Genomic DNA, 21725 nt, shown 5'->3' on the forward strand with positions numbered 1-21725 from the left:
AGGGAATAATACACTTTTTGACCTAACGTGATAGATGTAAACCGAAAAATCGATGGCTTCACGGAAGTCGGAAGACCATCCATTTAACGTTTTAACATTTAACATTTCGGGCACTCTGAAAGTCAAAAATGATTTCCCTAGTTAGAGAAAAAAATTTCCCTAGTTAGAGAAATGAAATTCGGCTGTTTTCCAATGCAGCAGGATAGATGTTAAAACGTTAAGATGTTAAAACGTTAAATGCACACATTTATCGTTTCCAAACTCCGTCAATAAAAACCCAACACTATGGATTTCAATATTTTGCACTTCTCTTCTTTCTCTCTTCTTTCTATTAATCATAATTACATTATATATATCGCACGCACGCGAAAATCAGTGTCAATTTATCGTTTTAACGCAAAATGCGGCACTTTTTCGGAGGTCGATTTAACATTTTAACATTTAACATTTTTGGGGAATGTAGTACGGATAAAGGATGGGATCTTAAGTCAAGCAAATTCGTCATTATCCATCATAACTTAATGGCTATCATGAAATTTTTACAGGTCAAATGGTATATAAATGCCAAAAATGAAAATCAAGAAGCTGATATTCAACTTCTTGATTTTCTTTCAAATGAATGGCGTTATGTATAGATGCTTGGGATTAGTTTTCTAAATAAGTGTAGCCATACAGCCCTGAACGGTAGTTTGAAAGGAATTCTTTGCCTTCTTCAACGGAAATCTTACCGTTTTTGACACAGTTTGTGACCCACGCTTCAACGCTGCGAACCAATTTCTTTGGGCTATATTGAACGTATTCCAAGACATCGGCAACGGTCTCGCCATCAATGATTTGGTCGATGGAATAGTCTTTTTCATCCACCGAAACGTGAACGGCATTGGTGTCGCCAAACAGGTTGTGCAGGTCGCCGAGGATTTCCTGATAGGCACCGACGAGAAACACACCTATATAATAATGTTCTTTCTCGTCGAAGGTGTGCAGCGGAATGGTGTGCTGGTTGGTCTTTGTGACGAAATTGGCAATCTTGCCATCCGAGTCGCAAGTGATGTCCTGCAAGGTGGCGAGATGGGTCGGCTTTTCGTCCAGACGATGGATTGGAATGATAGGGAAGAGCTGGTCGATAGCCCAGGAGTCGGGCAATGATTGGAACAATGAGAAGTTGCAGAAATATTTGTCGGCCAAAAGTTTAGGCAATGACAAGAAATCTTCAGGAACGCGTTTCAGCTCGCTGGCGATATGGTTCACTTCGCGTGCAATGGACCAGAAAAGACGCTCGATTTTTGCGCGTGATTTCAAGTCTAACAAACCGAGGCTGAACAGGTTAAGGGCTTCTTCGCGGATTTCCTGCGCATCGTGCCAGATTTCCAATGATGAGTTTTTGTTCAGTTCGTCCCATGAATTGTAGAGTTCGTGAATCAGTTCATGATCGTCTTCGGCGGGTTCTTCATCTTCATCCCATTCGGGTAACGAGGTGGTTTCCAGCACTTCAAAAATCAGCACGGAATGGTGTGCGGTGAGTGCGCGTCCCGATTCGCAGATGATGTTTGGATGAGGCAGACCGTTTTTGTCGCAGACATCGACGATGGAGAAAACGGCGTTGTTGGCATATTCCTGAATGCTGTAGTTGACCGAACTTGGGCTTGAGGAACGCGTGCCGTCGTAATCAACGCCCAATCCGCCGCCCATGTCGACAAACTCGATATTGTAACCCATCTTGTGCAGCTGCACATAAAACTGTGCGGCTTCACGCAAGGCGATATTGATGCTTTTAATCTTACTGACCTGACTTCCAATGTGATAGTGGACAAGTTTCAGACATTCCTTCATGTTGTGCTCCTCAAGGAAGTCGAGGGCTTCGAGCATTTCCGATGAGGTAAGGCCGAACTTGCTGCCGTCGCCGCCCGATTCTTCCCATTTGCCCGCGCCGGAGCTGGCCAACTTGATGCGTATGCCGAGGTTTGGCGTGACTTTCAGGCGTTTGGCAATCTTTGCCGTGATTTTCAACTCGTTCATCTTTTCGATGACGATGATGATTTTACGCCCCATCTTTTGGGCCAAAAGCGCCAGTTCGATGAACTCTTCATCTTTGTAGCCGTTGCAGATGATGAGGGAGTCGGAATCGGTGTTGAGTGAAATGATGGCGTGAAGTTCGGGCTTGGAACCGGCTTCCAGACCGATGTTGAATTTCTTGCCGTGGCTGACTATTTCTTCGACTACCGGACGCATCTGGTTCACCTTAATTGGCAGAACCACAAAGTTTTGTCCCTTGAACTCGTATTCGGCAGCCGCTTCCTTAAAGCAGGAGTCGATTTTGTTGATGCGGTCGTCGATAATGTCGGGGAAACGCACCAAAATAGGTGCCGAAACGTCCCTAAGTGCCAGCTCGTCAACAAGTTGTGGAAGGTCAACTGAAGCACAGCCCTCCTTCGGTGTCACGATGATATGACCATTTTCGTTGATGGAAAAATAGTGTCCGCCCCAACCTTTCACATTGTAAAGGTCTTCGGAATCTTCAATGCGCCATTTTCTCATTTCAAATGCTTGATTTACTGATTGTTAATTACAAAGTTGGTTTTCACTGCGCACGATTGCATTTTTCGTGTCAAAAATCGCTGCAAATCTATAAAAAACATTGAATTATATCTCTATTTTTATTTTCTTTGCACAATAAAATTGGAGTATGTATTTGATAGCGGATGGCGGTTCCACCAAAACGGAATGGATACTAATTGAAGAACAGCAGGTTGTAATGCGCTTTTTGACGAAAGGCTTTAATCCAAATTATACGGATTGGGAAACAATTACGGCTATTATTGACACTGAATTTCCTTCGGATTGCCCTGGTGATGTCGAAAAAATCAATTATTACGGTTCGGGTTGCGGCAATGAAAAGAATTGCCAGCTTGTGTCGTCTGCATTGCAGCGGCGTTTTCCTGCGGCTGAAATTCATGTTTCGCACGATTTGATGGCTGCTGCACATGGGCTTTTGGGGCACGAAAAAGGAATTGCGTGCATTTTGGGGACAGGTGCCAATTCATGTTTGTATGATGGTGAAAATATTGTCAATCAAGCAATTTCTTTGGGTTATCTTGTTGGTGACGAGGGTAGTGGCACTCATATTGGCAAAACCATTTTGCGTGACTTTTTTTACGGTTTTATGCCCGCCGATTTGAGGCAGGATTTTGAGTCTTATTATCAACTGACCCACAAGGATTTTATCGACAAATTGTATCATTTCCCTCAGCCGAATCTTTATCTTGCTGATTTCTGCAAATTTGCCGGCGAACATCAAAACCATCCTTATATTCGGAAAATCTGTTCGGATAGTTTTAATGAGTTTATTCGTGTCTTTATTGAACGCTATGATAACTTTAGTGATTTGAGTGTCAGTTTTGTGGGTTCCGTCGCTTTTCATTTCAAACCCATTTTGAAGGCTTGTTTCGATGAAAAAGGTCTCCATTTGGGCAAAATCATTCAATCGCCGGCTGATGGTTTGATAGATTACTACCTGTGATTATTCGTCCATGTGGATTTAAAAGTTTATTTTTGCTGAGATTCTTGAAAACAATTCAAATTATTTAAATATGAAAAACAAAAAAGTCATTTTGATGCTGTTGTGTGCATTTCTCTGCACGGCAGCGTTTGCGCAGAGCGAACAAGGAGAAAAGACATTGAAAAGAAAAGTTGCCATTGGCCGTTTCACAAACGAAACCCAATATGGCAAGGGACTGTTTTACAACAGGGAAAACGACCCGATGAGGAAACAAGCGATGGACATTCTGTCGTCGAAATTGGCTTCAAGCGGCAAATTCATCCTTTTGGAAAGAGACGATTTGGATGTCTTGGTCGAAGAGGCTGGCGCCGATATGCAGAAAATCGGTGCGGATTACATTATCTTAGGCTCAATCACTGAATTCGGAAGAAAGGTTGAGGGCGACAACAAGATTTTCTCCAGCACGAAGACTCAGACTGTTGAAGCTGGTGTAAGCATTCGCCTTGTCGATGTTGCGTCAGGTTTGATCATTTATTCTGACGAGGCTAAAGGTTATGCCGAAACTACTACTAAAACCACTATGGGTATTGGTGGTTCGGCCGGTTATGATGCTACTTTAAGCGACAAGGCTATTTCGGCTGCTTTGACTCAACTTGTTGAAAACGTGATTAATAAATGTATGGATAATCCTTGGAGAGGTTATCTGCTTTCATGTGATGATGATAATTATGTCATTTCGGGCGGCGCATCGCAAGGTGTAATTCCAGGCACGAAATTCTATCTTTATAAAAAAGGCAAGGTGGTGAAAAATCCTCAGAACGGCATGAATATCGAGCTTCCGGGAACAAAACTTGGCGAGTTGACTGTCATTATGAATAGCGGCAATACCCCTGAAACGGAAATTTCATTCTGCACCTATTCGGGTGATTCGTTCGACAAAGAGAATCTTGAAATGTATTATTTAATGGAAAAGTGATATGAAAAAGTTCTTTTTAGCAATGGTTTGCCTGTTTATCATGGCATCATTTTCAAGCTGTGGCGTGGGTAGTTATAGCGTCAGCTCTGGTCGTGACGATGTCGCATACATCAGCCTTGAAGCCAATGAGCAATATCCGGTCGTCGTAACGGTTGATGGTACGACATACGATACTTTCACAGTCAAGAAAATCGCCCACAAGACGAGAAGAGACATTAAGAAAACGGCAAAATATCTGATTACGACTACACCTGGAACTCACGATGTGAAAGTGACTAAGGACGGAAAGGAAGTCTATTCAAAGAAAGTTGTCATTTCTACCTCTGAAACCAAAATCATTGAGCTGTGAAAAAATTATTGATTTCTGCACTTTTTCTTGCGCTATTTGCCTCTTGTTCAGGGCCGAGCAATCTCTACAATTGGGGAAGACCGCATAATAGTGATAATTACACCAGATATGATGAATTGTCCTATAATTCCTTCGACAAGCAGTCGCCTGAAAGCATGTGCGAGTTATTGTGCTTTTACGAATACATGATTAAGAATCCTGGTGGAGCCAGAAATGTCATACCACCAGGCATTTGCGCTGAATATGGTTATCTTCTGCTCAAGCCCGAAACCGCAGGCATGTTCCTTCAGTATGCAACTGCAAAGCAGAAGAATGTGTTCGGCAATATGGATGACTATTCCTCTTATTTCCACGAAAGAGGTTTGGAATTGTTAGAGCGGGAAATGGAATTGTACCCAGAGTCGGCAACATTTTTGTCACCAATTATTAAACAAATGAGTAATTAATTATGAAAACAGCTAAATTATTGTTTTTTATCGTGTTATGTGTGGCATTTGCCTCATGTGGGTCTTCAAGTAGTCTCACAAGAGGCGAGCAGTATCCGAAATTTTATGAAGAAAAGCCGCTCGTCATATTGGTGATGCCTCCGATTAACAACACGACTTGCGTTGATGCCAAGGAGTTCCTTTACACTTCCATTAGCCGTCCGTTGGTCGAAATGGGCTATTATGTCGTTTCTCCGCATTTGGCTATGGATATTTTCAAGGCCGAAAGCGCTTACGATGCTGAGATGTTCGTTGAGCAAAATGTTGGGATGTTTGGTCAAGTATTCGGTGCTGATGCCGTGATTTTCACCACAATCGACAAATGGGAAAAGCAAGGCTTTGGCATTGAGACCGACATCAGTTATGTCATCAAATCGACCCATACCAATGAAATCCTGTTTGACAGAAGTTGTGAATACTTCTTGGATTGCTCGGTTGATTCGGGCAATAGTTCGCTGGTCGGCCAACTTATCTCTGTTACCGCGACTTTGATTAACACGGCTGTCACAGATAATATCGTGGCAGCACGTAAATGCAACAGTTTCAGCCTGACAGACCTCCCACGCGGAAAATACAATCCGCTGTATCAGTTGGACCAAGGAGAAAAAGCCTTGGAAAAAGAAATGAAAGCTAGGGTTAAGTGAGTAAGCTTGAACTTCGATTAATGAAAAAGCCGTCGCTTGCGACGGCTTTTTCTGTTTGTTCTTGCAATATTGATGGAATTTGCCTTATTTTGCAACAAAATAACAACAGAAATTCATTATCGTGATGACATATTTATTCATTTAATAACAACAATTTAAAACGCAATGAAAAAGTGCATTTTTACATTGATTCTCGCCCTTTTTGCGGGCATAGGTGTCGCTTGGGCGCAAGATTACGATTTCTTGGCTGTTTGCAGTACGGGGCAGACACTTTACTACAAAATCATTGACGAGGACGCACGCAAGGTGAAATTGACATGCCCTGACGATTACACCATTTGGGATGAATTCCAAAAGCCTGTTGGTGATATTGTGCTGCCGGAAATGGTGGCGAATGATGGGATTACATACACGGTGACTGAAATCGGTGATTATGCCTTTGAAGAATGTGATGGCTTAACTGGTTCATTAAACATTCCAAATACAGTGATTTCAATTGGCGAATGTGCTTTTGAATTGTGCAGAGGGTTCACTGGCTCGTTAAACATTGGCAATTCCGTTACTACAATTGGCGAACATGCTTTTTCTGCTTGCAGTGGTTTCAGCGGTTCTCTGAACATTGGCAATTCTGTTACAATCATAGGAGATGGTGCTTTCTCTGATTGTTATGGCTTTACGGGGTCGCTGAACATTGGTAATTCGGTAATAGAAATTGGTAATTGTGCTTTTCAAGGCTGTTCAGGTTTCAATGGAATGCTGAATATCGGCAACTCTGTGACAACAATAGGAGTGTGGGCTTTCGGAAGCTGTCGCGGTTTCATTGGCTCTCTGATTATTCCCAATTCCGTTTCTTCAATTGGTGGAAATGCATTTAATGGTTGTAGTGGTTTCAACGGCTCGCTTAAAATCGGCAATTCCGTATCTTCAATTGGTGAGTTGGCATTCTCTGAGTGTAGTGGTTTCACAACTCTAATCATGTGCAATTCCGTGGCTGAAATTGGTTATGATGCTTTTTATCATTGCAGAGGCATTGCATCCATTATTTCCATGACGTCAACTCCTCCGGCGTCATATAGTGATGGATTGTTTTTTGGCGTATTTATACATTTGAATGATTCTATTCCTGTATATGTTCCTTGCGGTAGTTCTGAAGCATACAGCCAAGCTGAAGCATGGAACTATTTCAGCAATTTTCATGAGTTCAACCCTTACGACATTGCCCTGTTCTCGTCAGACGAAACAATGGGAAGCGTAGCAATAACGCAATTACCTGACTGCGAGACTGGAATTTGCAAAGTGTTGGCAACACCAAAATCTGGCTATAAGTTCGATTACTGGATGGAAAACGGAGCGCAGGTCTCGACAGAGGCTGAGTACAGCTTTGAGGCAACCGCCGACCGCACCCTTACGGCATATTTCAGCGAAACGCTAAATGTGAATTCGTTTGCCGAACCGGAAATTCAGCTGTTTCCAAATCCAACTAACGATGTGCTGAATGTGGTTTGCGATGGTATGCGTCATGTTACCATAATGAACACCTTGGGTCAGGTGGTTTACGATGCCGAACCTGCTGATGTCCAGTCGGCTCAAATCAGCCTTTCGGGTTTCGATGCTGGCGTTTACATTGTCCGCATTACGACTGATAACGGCATGATAAGCAAGTCGGTTGTCAAGGCCGAACTTTAAAGACAAGTTGAAATAAATGGAAAAAGCCGTCGCTTGCGACGGCTTTTTCTGTTATTGCTCTAAATCAAAACTATTGTCATTTCACCTTGCGTTCCCATTCCTCGAAACGGTAAATGAAATCGGCCTGTTCGTCATTGTCGATGACTTCCATGTCAAGCAGGTTCCATTCGTCGAAATTGATGTATGGGAAATAGGTGTCGGCTTCGAAAGACTTCTCAAGGCGCGTCAGATAAAGCTTGTCGGCAATTGGTAAAAATTGCGCATAAATCAGTCCGCCGCCGATGATGAAAACTTCTTCCTCGTTTTCCACTAATTTCATGGTATCGGGAATGGATGGTGCTAGTTCGAATCCTTCGGGAGCTTCGTCGAGTCGCGTGGAAATGATAATGTTACGGCGGTTGGGCAAAGGCTTGTGATTGCGTAACGACAGGTAAGTCTTGTAGCCCATGATGACCGAATGCCCCGTTGTGATTTGCTTGAAATGCTTCAGGTCGTTTGAAAGATGCCAAATCAGATCACCGTTTTTTCCAATGGCACGGTTCTCGGCTAACGCTACTATGATGGATATTGTCATTTTCTTGTTGGTTTTCGGTTTTCAGTTTTCGGTTATAAGTCAACAGATTACTGTAAACTGATAACCGATAACAGAAAACCATTAATTAATAGGTATAAATTCAAATCCTACACACTAACCTCTCCTTTGATGGCCGGATAAGGATCGTAATTCTCAAGGGTGAAATCTTCGTATTTGAAGGCAAAGATGTCCTTGATTTCCGGATTGAGTTTCATGGTCGGCAATGGACGCGGTTCGCGCGAAAGCTGCGTCTTCACTTGCTCAATCAGGTTGTTGTAGATGTGGACATCGCCGAAGGTGTGGACGAAATCGCCGGGCTGCAAGCCACAGACCTGTGCCACCATCATGGTCAGCAGGGCGTAGGAGGCAATGTTGAAAGGCACGCCTAAAAACACGTCGGCGCTGCGCTGGTAGAGTTGGCACGATAGTTTTCCGTCGGCCACATAGAATTGGAAAAATGCATGGCAGGGTGGAAGTGCGGCTTTTCCGGCTGCGACGTTGGCGGAGAAATCTTTCTCATGCTCATCAGGCAAAACCGATGGATTCCATGCCGTTACGATATGGCGGCGGCTGTTCGGATTGCTCTTGATGCTTTCAATCACTTCCTTTATCTGGTCGATGCCTTCGTTGTTCCAGTTGCGCCATTGGGCACCGTAAACGGGACCAAGGTCACCATTTGGGTCGGCCCATTCGTCCCAGATGCTCACTTTGTTGTCGTGCAGATATTTGATGTTCGTGTCGCCGCTCAGAAGCCACAGCAGTTCGTGGATGATGGATTTCAGATGGACTTTCTTTGTGGTCACAAGCGGAAATCCTTCCTGAAGGTCGAAACGCATCTGGTAGCCGAACACGCTGATGGTGCCGGTTCCCGTGCGGTCGCCTTTCTGAATGCCGTGGTCGAGGATGTATTGCAGCAGGTCGATGTATTGCTTCATTGCGAGAGGTTAGGGTGGAAAAATATGGTTTGAAGAAGTTCAAAATTGTTCAAAATTGTTCAAAAAATTTTCGCCGAAAAATGATTTGAACTGTTTTGAACAATTTCGTCTTTTATAGCGCGAAGCGCATTTGAACTATTATGATTGTTTTTACTGCGCTTTTTCATTTGGACGACAATATTTAACTCCTTTGAAGCCAGAATCATAAATGCTATTGATGAGATTGTATATTGCAACAGATATTTCAATAGCTTGCTGTCTCAGGATTTTGTAATCGTCTTCGGAAATAAGTCCAACATCGAGACATCTTGTCAGTTGACTTCTAATCTCACCGCATGAACCTTTTGAATAGTATAGGAAATTGATGAATTCTTTATTTCCATTTCTTTCATAACCTTCTGCGATGTTATCCATGATAGAACCAGATGAGGCGTGCATTTGTTCCGTCAGCCTGTGTTCCCATTTGAACTTTTCAGAATCGGTTATTTCGAATATTCTTTTTGCGAATATGCGTGCAGCTTGCCAAACTTCAAGGTCTTCAAAATATCGGACTTGCTTCATAGATAATTGTGTGTTATATGATTTGATTTTTTATCGCGCGTAGCGCATTTGAACAATTTTGAACTATAAACTATTTGAACTATTTTTCTGCCGTTGGATTGTGCTTATACTTGAAAACTATGGCAAATGTAACAGCAACCACCAAAGCAAATGCAGCAAAGATATACCACACGGTCGACCAAGAATTGGCCGCATTGCCGACGGTGTAGCCAATGCCTTCAACTTCCTCGTAATGCGTGAAAGCGTTCACGATAGCTTGGGCACTCAGGGTGCCGATGGTGGCACCGAAGCCGTTGGTCATCATCATGAAAACGCCCTGTGCGCTGGAACGGATGTTTTCATCGGTTTCTTTTTCAACAAAGAGCGAACCGCTGATATTGAAGAAGTCGAAAGCAACGCCGTAAACGATGCAGGAAAGGATGAGCAGCCAAACGCCACTGCCAGTGTCGCCTAATCCGAAGAAAGCGAAACGCAACACCCATGCTAACATGGCAATCAGCATGACTTTCTTGATGCCGTATTTGCGCAGGAAGAATGGAATCAAGAGAATGCAAAGCGTTTCTGACAGTTGGGAGAGGGAGATGAGCAGATTCGCGTTCTTGGTGAAAAACAGATTCTGGAAATCGGGATTGGCAGCGAAACTTGAGATAAAAGGATTGGCATAGCCATTGGTGATTTGCAATGAAACGCCAAGCAACATTGAGAAGATGAAGAAAATACACATCTTCTTGTCTTTGAACAAGTTGAAAGCTCTGAGACCCAATGCGTCGACAAGTGAAGTCTTGCCTTGGTTGCGGTTGACAGGGCAGGTAGGCAAGGTGAATGCGTAAACGGCAAGGATTATGCCCCAGATGGCGCTGACAAAGAATTGATTGTAAGTCATTTGGAACGAAATGCCGTTTGCCTTGATGAAATTCACGAGCAGCATTGAGATGATGAAACCGATAGTTCCGAACACTCGGATTGGAGGAAATGCCTTGACGGTGTCGAGACCGGCCTGTGTAAGTACCGTATAGCTGACGGAGTTGCCGAGTGCGATGGTCGGCATGAAAAATGCAACGCTGATAGTGTATGGTATGAAAAGTTGTGCAAATGTGACATCTTTTCCGTATGTCATGCCGATGTAACCGGTGATGGCCATACAGATGGCGGCTATGCAGTGGCAGACGCCTAATAATCTGTTGGCGGGAATTCGTTTGTCAGCTACGATTCCAATAAGAGCTGGCATAAACAAGCTGACGATGCCTTGAATTGAATAAAACCATCCGATTTTTGCCCCCAAGCCAGCGTTGGCAAGATAACTTCCCATGGAGGTCAGGTAAGCTCCCCATACAGCAAAGATGAGGAAATTCATCACGATTAAACGAAACTTGATTGCTTTCATGTGTTTGTATGATTTAAAATTTAATATTCATAGATTTAAAGATTTGAATTTTAGACTTTTGGATAATTTGACCATTGGACATTTAGACTTTTTGAACAATTTTGAACTTTTAAAAAAACTGAAAACTGATAACTGAAAACTGATAACCGATAACTGAAAACCGATAACCATTTCATTGATTGATTCATTATTAGATAGATTGATTATGCTAAAACAGGTCTTTCACCTTGTCGTTGCCAATGAGACTGTAAATGGCGATGTTGTTGCTGTCGTTCACGCATCTCAGGCAGTTGAGTAAGTGATAAATGGTCGTTCCGGTAGTTACGATGTCGTCGAAAAGAAGGACATTTGAATTGATTATGCTCCGATAAATGGATTCAAAATACTCATTTTCAAATTTGTAGAAGTTCTTGATGTAGTTTCTGTAGCGGGCTTTCTTCACATCCCTTGCAATGGAAAAATAGTCTTTCTTGTGAATGTCATCCATGATTTCATTGATGATGCTTATGGCTTCGGCCTTGGCTTGTTCCGTAAATCTCGGTCTGCCATCAGGTTGCAGGGCATCAAGGACTTCGACGCGGTATCTTTCGTAGTCGAAGAGGATGTTTTGCGGCAACTCTTTAATCATCTCAATTTCAATCACATCGGGCGAAGACAGACGCGAAAGGCTCGACAAAAGTTTTCTGTTGAGTTCCGACATCGATTTGGGATAAATGAATGCTTTGAACAAAGGAAGACAGACTTCCTTATCCAATGAGTCTACGGCGTTGTTAATGAAGCATTTGAAATCATCCGTGTTGCTGAAATCCTCTTCAAACTTGATGTGCCTGATGAATTGTGTTCTGATAGCGGAATCCAAGTCGGGCGAAAATTCGTAACTGTAATAGAAACAGCGTCCGAAAGCATCAATTTTGTGGGTTTGTGGCAGTAATTCAACCTTGTTTGACTGATTGTCGCTTCCGAAATCGAAGGTGAAAATGCCTTTTTCCTTGTCATAAAGCACACCATCCACCACAATGTGGTGATTTTCCTTATATTGCAGTTCTTCTTTAGGTGATAGGCTTTCCATTCTCATTTTCTGCTGTTTAGTTCATCTCTGATGGCGGCGGCTTTCACATAATCCTCTTCCTCGATGGCGGTCTGGAGCAGGTCTTCCAATTCCGCTTCGCTCAGTTGCTGCAAGGATTCTTCATTATTAATAATAGGTGTGTCTTCGGTTCCCTCGTCGTTGTCCATAACTTGGTTTTCATCGTCCATGATGATACAGGCTTCGTCCATGACCGATTCGTAGGCGAAAATTGGGCAACCACAACGCACAGCCAAGGCGATGGCATCGGACGGACGCGCGTCAATCATGCTGAGTTCGCCGAGATGTTCGCAGACCAGAACGGCATAGAACACGCCTTCGCGGAAACGGTTGATGACGACTTCCTTGATGTTGATACTGAAGCTGTTTGCGAAATTCAGAAACAAATCGTGGGTGAGGGGACGGCTGTTTTTCTGGCGCTCAATGCCCATGGCGATGCTTTGCGCCTCGTTGCTCCCGATGACGATGGGCAACCTCCGTTGCGAGTTTTTGTCGCCCATGATGAGGACGTAAGCCCCCGTCTGCGACTCGCTGTAGGACATGCCCATGATTTCCAATGCTACCTTGTTCATTTGCGAAAATTGTTGCGTTTTAGGCGTTTATTACAAAATAAAACCTTCTTCCTTCAATCGTCAAAAATACGGACATTTTTCGGATTAGCAAAAAAAAGTTGCTTTTTCGCGATTTTCTAAAGAAAAGATAATTTTTCAAATAGATAAAACCCTATATTTGTCCGTTTTTTAGGCATGAAATCAATTAATGTTTAACTAAAAATAAGGTTCATTTATGACAAATGCTATTGTTTACTGCGTATTGGTGGCGTCGATTCTGGCGCTGACATTCGCGTTCATCTTCTACAAGCAAATGATGAAGGAAGATGAAGGAACTGATTTGATGAAGAAAATCGCGGCACACGTCCGCAAAGGCGCCATGGCCTACCTGAAGCAACAGTACAAGGTGGTCATCATCGTTTTTGTGGTTCTGGCTCTCATTTTCTTCGTGATGTCGCTCTTCGATTTGCAGAATGGCATCGTGTGGTTCGCTTTCCTTACCGGTGGTTTCTTCTCCGGTTTGGCTGGCTTCTTTGGTATGAAAACGGCTACATACGCCTCGGCCCGTACAGCCAATGCCGCCCGTAAATCGCTGAACAGCGGTCTGCAGGTCGCTTTCCGTTCGGGTGCCGTCATGGGTCTTGTAGTCGTTGGTCTCGCCCTTCTGGACGTTTCCGTTTGGTTCCTCGTGCTGAATGGCACCAACCTTTTGGCTGCTGTCGGTGCTGAAGCCAACCTGATTACCATTACCACCACCATGCTGACCTTCGGAATGGGTGCTTCCACTCAGGCTTTGTTTGCCCGTGTGGGTGGCGGTATTTACACCAAGGCTGCCGACGTCGGTGCCGACCTCGTCGGTAAAACCGAGTACAACATTCCTGAAGACGACCCGCGTAACCCAGCCACTATCGCCGATAACGTCGGTGATAACGTCGGTGACGTTGCCGGCATGGGTGCTGACCTTTACGAATCGTATGCTGGTTCTATTCTGGCTACCATGGCTTTGGGTGCTGCTGCTTTCGCTACATCAGCCGTCGAAGGTATGCAGATGAAAGCTGTTTTGGCTCCTATGCTCATCGCTGCCGTGGGTGTCGTGCTTTCCATTATCGGTATTTTCTTAGTCAAGACAAAGGAAAACGCTGGCATGAAACAGTTGCTTGGCGCTTTGAGCCGTGGCACGAATACGGCTGCTATTCTTATTGCAGTTGCCACATTCGGCATTTTCGCTTGGCTGTTCGGTACCGAAAGCAGCCAGTGGTGGCAGGTTTCACTGTCAGTGGTTGTCGGTCTTGTGGCTGGCGTAATCATTGGTAAATCAACTGAATACTATACTTCGCAGACTTACAAGCCAACTCAAAAGGTGGCTGAAAGTTCAAAGACGGGTCCTGCTACCGTAATCATTTCTGGTCTGGGTCTCGGTATGCTTTCAACGGCTATTCCGGTCGTTACTGTTGGTGTTGCCATCGTGCTCGCTTTCTTGTGCGCCAATGGTTTCAACATTGCATTTACTGCGGAAAACCTTTCATTAGGTCTGTATGGCATCGGCATCGCTGCTGTCGGTATGCTTTCAACCTTGGGCATTACTTTGGCTACCGATGCTTACGGTCCAATCGCCGACAATGCTGGCGGTAATGCCGAAATGAGCGGCCTTGAACCAGAAGTGCGTCAGCGCACCGATGCTCTGGATGCTCTCGGCAATACGACTGCTGCAACAGGTAAGGGCTTCGCCATCGGTTCGGCTGCTTTGACGGCTTTGGCTCTGTTGGCTTCATACGTTGAAGAAATCAAGATTGCTTTGGTGCGCGTTGGTGAAACGACACTTCAAATCGGTGAGGATTTCGTTGATACCGCTTCGGCTACTTTAGTCGATTTCATGAATTATTATAATGTGAACCTGATGAACCCAATCGTTTTGGTTGGCGTGTTCATTGGTGCCATGATGGCTTTCGTTTTCTGCGGCCTGACCATGAATGCCGTTGGCCGTGCTGCCCAGAAGATGGTTGAAGAAGTGCGTCGTCAGTTCAGCACCATCAAGGGTATCCTTGAAGGCAAGGCCGAGCCTGACTACGAGCGTTGCGTGGCCATTTCCACAAAGGGCGCTCAGCACGAAATGCTGCTGCCTTCAATTCTGGCTATCGTCGTTCCTATTCTCACAGGTCTTATCCTTGGTGTGGCTGGTGTGCTTGGTCTTCTGATTGGCGGTCTGTCGGCTGGTTTCGTTCTGGCAGTCTTCATGGCTAACTCAGGCGGTGCTTGGGACAATGCCAAGAAGTATGTTGAAGAAGGTAATTTCGGCGGCAAAGGTTCCGATTGCCACAAGGCAACCGTGGTCGGTGACACCGTTGGCGACCCATTCAAAGACACGTCAGGTCCTTCACTGAACATTCTTATCAAGCTGATGAGCATGGTCTCCATCGTTATGGCTGGCTTGACCGTAAGCTGTCACTTGCTGTAATGATTTTTATCCGAATATTAAAAGGTGGCCGGATGGTCACCTTTTTTTGTTGATAAAAGCACCGCTTTGTTTCAAGAAAAAGTTTGTGTCTTTGATTTGAACCTTTTTTGTCTCCAGATTTTTATATTTATCAACTTTTTGGTTTATTCTGGTTTACATTTCCTTCACATCCACAATGCCATCGCGGTTGCAGGCCAATGTAATGTGCTTGTATTCGGTCTGCCCTTCAAACGTGCATTGGATTACAAAATGAATGTAATACACTTTCTTCCCGATGATTTCGGAATAGTTGGTGTCTTCCCATGAGGCTTGCAATGGGATGTTGGGGTTATCCATTTTGCGCAGGAATTCCGTAATGTTGAAGCGAATGTGGTCATTGATGCCGTTGAGTGGGTAAGGGCTTGCCTTGGCAAGTTGGTCGCGGTGCAACTGCACTTTCTTTCGGTAAAGGATGATTTTTTCGTCGTTGCCGCTCACCATACTGAAAAGCTGGGTGCGTTGCCGCGTCTTGAGCACTTCTTCGGGTACTTTGTCGCCTTCAACGAAATCGAAGCTGTCTTTGGTCCAACCGATTTTCTGCTTGTTGATGCGGAAAACGGTTTTCGTATCATAAATTTTCTGGCTGAGATGTTTTGCGAAAATCATTCGCAGCCAGTCCTTTAGCCTGTCCTTGAACATATAGCTGATGACCAAGGCGACTAAAAATGGGAAAGTGAAATTACCGTATTTCTGCTGGAAAAAGAACGAGGTGACGGTGGCGAAAATCATGGCGATGCCGGCTGCTGCACTGTAGAAAATCTGCTCGATGAGAAAGGTGTTGTGGCTTTTGTTGGCCTGAAGGAAAAGGTCGCTCTCGGCGAATTTTTTCAGCAGGCTGGCATGGTAGACGAAACGACCGTTGCCGTCTTCGCTTTCGCGATGTATGCGAAGGTAGTTTCGTGCGTTTTTGTATTCTTTTTCAGCGATAAGTACCTTTTTGAAAATCGGTTCAAGTTGTTGGTATTCAGTTTGATGTCTAAGGCGGATAAACTCGCGCAACCTATAGCCGTATTGCTCCATGATGTTGCTCAAAAACTCATCGCCGTAGCGGAAGGCTTGCAGAATCTGTTGGTCAGTCTTTTCATCAAGCTGGTCTTTAAGGTTGCGGAATTTTAAAAGAACTTTTGACGCATCATTCAGGAAATCAATTGTTTGTGAACATAGATTTGAATCTTTGCTTTTTGTAATGGTGTTGTAGGCTTCGCGTGTCGAGCTTTTCGAAATGGCGCAATACATTTTGACGGCATGAAGCAAAGTGTCATGGTTTTCGGCATCGGCTTGAATTTCCTTGATGTTTGTCTCAAGCAACTGGTAGGGAAGAAGCGTGTCGTTGTTGGCCAAATCGTGTAATAGGTAGCTCGGGGTGATGAGCCTCACGCCCGACTTGATGTCGCGATAGAAATTCTCTTTCGGATATTTGCTTTTGTTGATGTCGAGACTGTTGGGCACGAAAATCCAGGTATTCATTACGAAATCGTTGACATTCAGAATGTTCTGATTTTTCTTCGCAATGAAACCGACTTTAAACTCCAAGGTGAATTTGTCGTGTATTTTAGTCTGTAAATCAATCATGCGTGGGCTTGTTATTGGTTTTCGGTTATCAGTTATCTATTGAAACTTTGGAACTCTGAAACGTCCCTTCGACAAACTCAGGGAGCTATTTTTCACCTTTCCACTTAAATACTTTCCACATTAACGTTTTCTCACCGATATTGTTCGTCAAGATTGAATTTTTCGGGGAACTTCGCTTTAATGTCCTTGTAGTAATCCCAAATTTCGGCCAAGTCTTTTTCGTAATTTCCCGATGGAATCATCACTTTATCGAAACCGCATCTTTTCTTTTGGAAATCTTCAAATCCTAAGACGATGGGTTGTTTTGCGCCTTCGGCAATGAAATAGAAACCGCGTTTCCATTGGTTGACTTTCTTGCGCGTGGCTTCGGGACAGATGACCAGAAACACTTCATCGTTCTTGCTGAACATGTTAATCATTTGCTCAACGAGGTTGTTGCGATGGCCACGATTGACTGGAACTGCACCGAGTTTCAGCAGCAAACCTCTGATAATCGGATATTTAAAAAACTCGGCTTTCATCATCATTTTGAAATGCAGTCCTTGCGACCAGAAAAAAGCCCACCCGACGAAAAAATCCTCGATGGAAGTGTGCGGCGCAACAATGCAGACGCATTTGCGGATGTCATTGGGTATGGAGTTGACGGCTTTCCAGCCGCCAACCCATAATCCAAATTTTCCTATTGCTTTTCTGATGCTCATTACCAGATCTTTGCGCGGTTTTCAGGAGCAATATACATCTTGTCGCCTTCGACACATTCAAATGCTTCGTAGAAGTGAGGCATGCTGCCGAGTGCGCGGTTGACACGGGCTTCCGCCGGTGAGTGTACGTCTTCCTTGATACGGCGTTCGAGGGCCTTGTCGCGGATGTTGTTACGCCAGATGGTGCCATAGCTGATGAAGAAACGCTGGGCAGGGGTGAAGTTGTCGATGCTTTCGTTGCGCTGTGCTTCTTCGGTCATCTGGTAAGCGTCCCAAGCGATGTTCAGGCCGCCGAGGTCAGCGATATTTTCGCCAAGGGTGAGTTCGCCATTGATGTGATTGCCACGGAGTTCGAATTCGTTGAAAAGTTCGACGAGACGTTGCGTGCGTTCCTTGAAATTGGCGGCATCTTCTTCAGTCCACCAGTCGTTGAGATTGCCTTTTTCGTCGTATTTACGGCCTTGGTCATCGAAACCGTGAGTCATTTCGTGACCGATGACCACGCCAATGCCACCGTAGTTGACTGCATCGTCAGCATCTTGGCTGAAGAAAGGTGCTTGCAGAATGCCAGCTGGGAAAACGATTTCGTTCCTGTCAGGGCTGTAATAAGCGTTGACGGTTTGCGGAGGCATGAACCATTCTTCCTTGTCGACAGGTTTGCCGAGTTTGGCCATGTCTTTCTTGTTGTTGAAGACACAGGCATTGCAGATGTTCTGGAAGTATGATTCACTTGTTACGGTGTAATCACTGTAATCTTCCCATTTGTTTGGATAGCCGACTTTCACGTTCATGCAGTCCAGCTTGTGAAGGGCAAGGGCCTTGGTCTCGTCACACATCCAATCAAGGACTTTGATGCGTTCGCCGAGGGCGGTCTTCAGGTTGGCGACAAGGTCCTCCATTCTTTCCTTGGAGGCTGCCGGGAAATATTTCTCAACATAGATTTGGCCGATGGCTTCGCCCAGGCACTCTGATGTGGCATTGAGGATGCGACGCCAGCGCGGCTGCTGCACTTCCTGACCATAGAGATAGTTGCTGTAGAAATTAAAAGTTTCATTGTCGAGGTCGGAACTGAGTGCACTTGAACTTGCGCCGCCGTGCAGGAGTTTCCATTTCAAATAATCCTTGATGACTTGAAGGTCAGTGTTGAGGATGTTGCTGTTGAGGCCGACGATGAAATCGGGCATACCGACGTTGAGGCTGTCGAAAGCTGGGGCACCAAGAGCATTGAAATAGTCATCCCAATTGAAGACTGGTGACTTTGCTTGCAACTCAACGCGCGTCATTTTATTATAGGTGCGGTCTGGGTCGCGGCGTTCGACGCGGGTCAGTGATTTTTCGGCGAGACGGGTTTCAAAAGCAAGAATGTTGTTGGCCATGTTTGCAGCTGTTTCGGCATCGGTGCCAATGAGCTTGAACATGTTGGCAACGTGTTCAACATACTTTTCACGCATTTCCTTTGAGCTTTCGTCAAAGTAGTCGTCACGGTCAGGCAGGCTGAGGCCGCCTTGGTAAACGTGCATGATAACCATGTCGGCGTTTTTGTCGTCAGATCCGACTCCAGCGTGGAAGAAACCGCCGAAACCTTGCGTGTGCATATAGCCGATGAGTTCGGCCAAGTCGGCTTTGTCGGTGATGGCATCGACTTTTTCAAAGTATGGGAGCAGTTCGCTGTAGCCGCGTGCTTCGATGGCCACGGTGTCCATGCCTGCGTTGTAGAAGTCGCGGATTTTCTGTGCTACGCTGCCTTCGGCGGCGGTGCTGTCGTTGGAGACTTCGTTGATGATTTCCTGAATCTGCAACTCGTTGCGCTGGTCGAGTTCGGTGAATGCACCGTAGGTGGTGTATTCTTCAGGAATCGGGTTGTTTTGTAACCACTTGTTGTTGGCATAGCGGAAGAAGTCGTCTCCCGGCTTAATGCTCAAATCCATGTTGGCTGTGTCGATGGCGGGGACTTTGGTCTCAGCCGGCTCGTTGCCCTTCTGCGAGCAACCTGTTGCCACTGTGCATAAAATCATCATGGCTGCTAATGTTTTCTTCATTTGATTATAATTTAATTGAATTGTTTGTCGTTATTTTTAATTTGCGAAAGGTGCCGTTCGCAAGCTCACTTTGCCCTTCGCTCTGATAGACTGCCCTTTCAGGGCGGACGTGAGCTCTTTTCATCTTCACGGACGCACTCGGTGCATCCCAACTTTCCACTTTAAAACTTTTTCCTCTTTCCTCCTAATTCCTAACTCCTAACTTTATTACTTTCCACTTTAAAACTTTCCACTTTTCAAATTAAAGGTCTCCTTCAAGTTTGAGTTCCGCCTGCATCATGCGCAGCATCGGGTTGGCTTGCGCCATTTTCTCGAATTTGTCCTTGTCGGTATAAGCATCAATCTCGGCGGGCTTTTCCTGAACTTCTGGAATGAGTTTGTATTGATTGTTATGTAATGTGTTCTTTAAATGTGTTTTAAGGGCAACCATGCTATCGGTTTCGCGTTCGAAAAGCATGTTATCGACAGGAAAATGAATCTCGAAATTTGCTCCCAGAGTGGGTTTGTATTTTCCAATGCTGGCAGCAAAACTCGGTGAAACGTTTCTGTGTTTTTCCACAAAATCAGCCCATACTGTTTCTAATTGTGCTTGCGTGAAAGGATTGTTCCAAGTCTCTTCCGGACCTTCCTCTTTCTTTGCAGCTTGTTCCATGGCACCCATGATGGAAATGGAACTCCTGATGCCTCTCGGACGGGTTGCCGTTGTCGTAGGTTGCTGGCTTTGCGCTTGTGGTGCAGCAGTTGGTTGTGGAGCAGGCTGAGGTTGCTGAACGGGTTGCTGGTTCGCTGTCGGTTGCGGCGTATGTTGTTGCTGCTGAACGGGCTGAGCCATTGGCTGAGCTTGCGGTTGTGGTGTAGGTTGTTGGGTAACGGCAGGTCTTGCTTGCGGTTGTGATGGATTCATAGCAGGCCTCGCATTGTTCGTTGGTTCGGGCATGTTCAAGGCTTGCGAGCAGAGGGAACACATTTTTAACAAGGCAATTTCCAAATGCAGACGCTTGTTGTTGGCGCTGCGGTAATTGATGTCGCATTGGTTGTTGATGTCCAAGGCTCTCAAAAGGAATGGCATCTGGCAAACGGTGGCTTGCTGTATGTAGCGCTGCCGTAATTGTTCGCTGACTTCCAATAGTTGCACGGTGGCGGCATCCTTGCTCACCAAGAGGCTTCTCAAATGGTTGCCCAATCCGCTGATGAAATGCTGCGGTTCAAAGCCTTTGCTGATGATGTCGTTGAGCAGGAGCAGAATGTCGGTCGTGTTGCCTTGCAGAATGTCGTCGACGATTTTGAAATAATAGTCGTAATCCAGCACGTTGAGGTTCTCGATGACATCCTTGTAGGTGATGTTTTTGCCCGAGAAACTGACCATTTGGTCAAAAATGGAGAGTGCGTCGCGCAAGGCGCCATCGGCTTTCTGGGCGATGATGTTGAGGGCTTCGGGTTCGGCGGTGATGCCTTCGCTCGAAGCGACGAAAGCGAGATGCTTTGCAATGTCCTCAACGGTGATGCGCTTGAAGTCGAAAATCTGGCAACGTGAAAGAATGGTAGGAATGATTTTGTGTTTTTCGGTCGTGGCCAAAATGAATTTGGCATACGCGGGCGGCTCTTCCAAGGTTTTCAGGAAGGCGTTGAAAGCTGCCGACGAAAGCATGTGAACCTCGTCGATGATGTAGACCTTATACTGTCCGATTTGCGGGGGAATGCGCACCTGCTCGACAAGGCTTCTGATGTCTTCCACCGAGTTGTTTGATGCGGCATCGAGTTCGTAGATGTTGAATGAAGCGTTGTTGTTGAAGGCTTTGCACGATTCGCATTCGTTGCAGGCCTCAAGCGTTTCGGTCGGGTGGAGGCAGTTGATGGTCTTGGCCATGATACGGGCGCAAGTGGTTTTACCCACGCCGCGCGGACCGCAAAACAGGAAAGCCTGTGCCAAAGTGTTGTTGCGGATGGCGTTTTTCAGGGTCGATGTGATGGACTCTTGCCCCACGACAGTGTCAAAAGTCGCTGGTCTATACTTTCTTGCAGATACGACAAAATTCTCCATTTTTTTCAAATTAAAACTGACAAAAATACGATTTTTTCGTTATAATGTAGTCTCCTTATTAGAAAACATTGTTTCGTTGAAATTTTCTGCTACAAATATTATCAGATTGTGTCTCAACTAAAAAAAAGTTGTAATTTTACCCACGAATTA

At 45.1% G+C, this 21725-nt stretch carries 18 protein-coding genes; 7 read left to right on the forward strand and 11 right to left on the reverse strand.

The genetic code is table 11. The features are described from left to right. Positions 1-645 precede the first annotated feature (645 nt). Positions 646-2535 (reverse strand): biosynthetic arginine decarboxylase, encoded by a 1890-nt coding sequence (gene speA, locus AC06MN_RS00845; protein WP_475670465.1) that lies wholly within the window; start codon positions 2533-2535, stop codon positions 646-648. 148 nt (positions 2536-2683) lie between these two features. Here speA and AC06MN_RS00850 point away from each other — a divergent pair, with 148 nt between their 5' ends. The 6 genes from AC06MN_RS00850 (at position 2684) to AC06MN_RS00875 (ending at position 7636) form a co-directional block, all read left to right on the forward strand. Beyond that, a complete protein-coding gene (locus AC06MN_RS00850; protein ID WP_475670466.1) occupies positions 2684-3517 on the forward strand; it encodes an ATPase in 834 nt (277 codons plus the stop codon). Positions 3518-3587: 70 nt separating this feature from the next. Next, on the forward strand, positions 3588-4472 hold the full coding sequence (locus tag AC06MN_RS00855; RefSeq protein ID WP_475670467.1) for a CsgG/HfaB family protein: 885 nt from the start codon (positions 3588-3590) through the stop codon (positions 4470-4472). A gap of 1 nt (position 4473) precedes the next feature. Continuing rightward, complete coding sequence (locus tag AC06MN_RS00860) at positions 4474-4821, forward strand: hypothetical protein (RefSeq protein ID WP_475670468.1); 348 nt, start codon at positions 4474-4476, stop codon at positions 4819-4821. Then, positions 4818-5267: a hypothetical protein gene (locus tag AC06MN_RS00865; protein ID WP_475670469.1), complete on the forward strand. Its 450-nt coding sequence runs from the start codon at positions 4818-4820 to the stop codon at positions 5265-5267. The genes AC06MN_RS00860 and AC06MN_RS00865 overlap by 4 nt, the downstream gene beginning before the upstream one ends. 2 nt (positions 5268-5269) lie before the next feature. Further along, positions 5270-5950 carry a GNA1162 family protein gene (locus tag AC06MN_RS00870; protein WP_475670470.1) on the forward strand — a complete coding sequence of 227 codons (681 nt, stop codon included), beginning with the start codon at positions 5270-5272 and terminating at the stop codon, positions 5948-5950. Positions 5951-6115: 165 nt separating this feature from the next. After that, positions 6116-7636 (forward strand): leucine-rich repeat domain-containing protein, encoded by a 1521-nt coding sequence (locus AC06MN_RS00875; RefSeq protein ID WP_475670471.1) that lies wholly within the window; start codon positions 6116-6118, stop codon positions 7634-7636. 76 nt (positions 7637-7712) lie between these two features. On the opposite strand, the gene AC06MN_RS00880 is transcribed toward AC06MN_RS00875, so the two are convergent. From AC06MN_RS00880 to AC06MN_RS00905, 6 genes are all read right to left on the reverse strand, one after another. Beyond that, entirely contained in the window at positions 7713-8210 is a 498-nt protein-coding gene (locus AC06MN_RS00880; protein WP_475670472.1) for a dihydrofolate reductase, read from the reverse strand. Positions 8211-8317: 107 nt separating this feature from the next. Beyond that, positions 8318-9145 (reverse strand): thymidylate synthase, encoded by an 828-nt coding sequence (locus tag AC06MN_RS00885; RefSeq protein ID WP_475670473.1) that lies wholly within the window; start codon positions 9143-9145, stop codon positions 8318-8320. 150 nt (positions 9146-9295) lie between these two features. Beyond that, positions 9296-9706: a four helix bundle protein gene (locus tag AC06MN_RS00890; protein ID WP_475670474.1), complete on the reverse strand. Its 411-nt coding sequence runs from the start codon at positions 9704-9706 to the stop codon at positions 9296-9298. Between the two features lie 79 nt (positions 9707-9785). Then, positions 9786-11090 carry an MFS transporter gene (locus AC06MN_RS00895; protein ID WP_475670475.1) on the reverse strand — a complete coding sequence of 435 codons (1305 nt, stop codon included), beginning with the start codon at positions 11088-11090 and terminating at the stop codon, positions 9786-9788. Between the two features lie 208 nt (positions 11091-11298). Next, entirely contained in the window at positions 11299-12165 is an 867-nt protein-coding gene (locus AC06MN_RS00900) for a hypothetical protein (protein ID WP_475670476.1), read from the reverse strand. After that, positions 12162-12749, reverse strand: a complete 588-nt coding sequence (locus AC06MN_RS00905; protein ID WP_475670477.1) for a bifunctional nuclease family protein — start codon at positions 12747-12749, stop codon at positions 12162-12164. The genes AC06MN_RS00900 and AC06MN_RS00905 overlap by 4 nt, the downstream gene beginning before the upstream one ends. A 214-nt stretch (positions 12750-12963) precedes the next feature. On the opposite strand from AC06MN_RS00905, the gene AC06MN_RS00910 reads away from it, so the two are divergent. Next, positions 12964-15183 carry a sodium-translocating pyrophosphatase gene (locus AC06MN_RS00910; RefSeq protein ID WP_475670478.1) on the forward strand — a complete coding sequence of 740 codons (2220 nt, stop codon included), beginning with the start codon at positions 12964-12966 and terminating at the stop codon, positions 15181-15183. A 153-nt stretch (positions 15184-15336) separates the two neighbouring features. Here the strand turns inward: AC06MN_RS00910 and AC06MN_RS00915 are convergent, their stop codons facing one another. From AC06MN_RS00915 to AC06MN_RS00930, 4 genes are all read right to left on the reverse strand, one after another. Continuing rightward, a complete protein-coding gene (locus AC06MN_RS00915) occupies positions 15337-16794 on the reverse strand; it encodes a hypothetical protein (RefSeq protein ID WP_475670479.1) in 1458 nt (485 codons plus the stop codon). A 131-nt stretch (positions 16795-16925) separates the two neighbouring features. After that, complete coding sequence (locus AC06MN_RS00920) at positions 16926-17495, reverse strand: 1-acyl-sn-glycerol-3-phosphate acyltransferase (protein ID WP_475670480.1); 570 nt, start codon at positions 17493-17495, stop codon at positions 16926-16928. Then, entirely contained in the window at positions 17495-19534 is a 2040-nt protein-coding gene (locus AC06MN_RS00925; protein ID WP_475670481.1) for a M13 family metallopeptidase, read from the reverse strand. Before AC06MN_RS00925 ends, AC06MN_RS00920 begins: the two co-directional genes overlap by 1 nt. Before the next feature lie 241 nt (positions 19535-19775). Further along, a complete protein-coding gene (locus tag AC06MN_RS00930) occupies positions 19776-21575 on the reverse strand; it encodes a DNA polymerase III subunit gamma/tau (RefSeq protein WP_475670482.1) in 1800 nt (599 codons plus the stop codon). Positions 21576-21725 lie beyond the last annotated feature (150 nt).

The organism is Candidatus Limimorpha sp. (assembly GCF_056203535.1).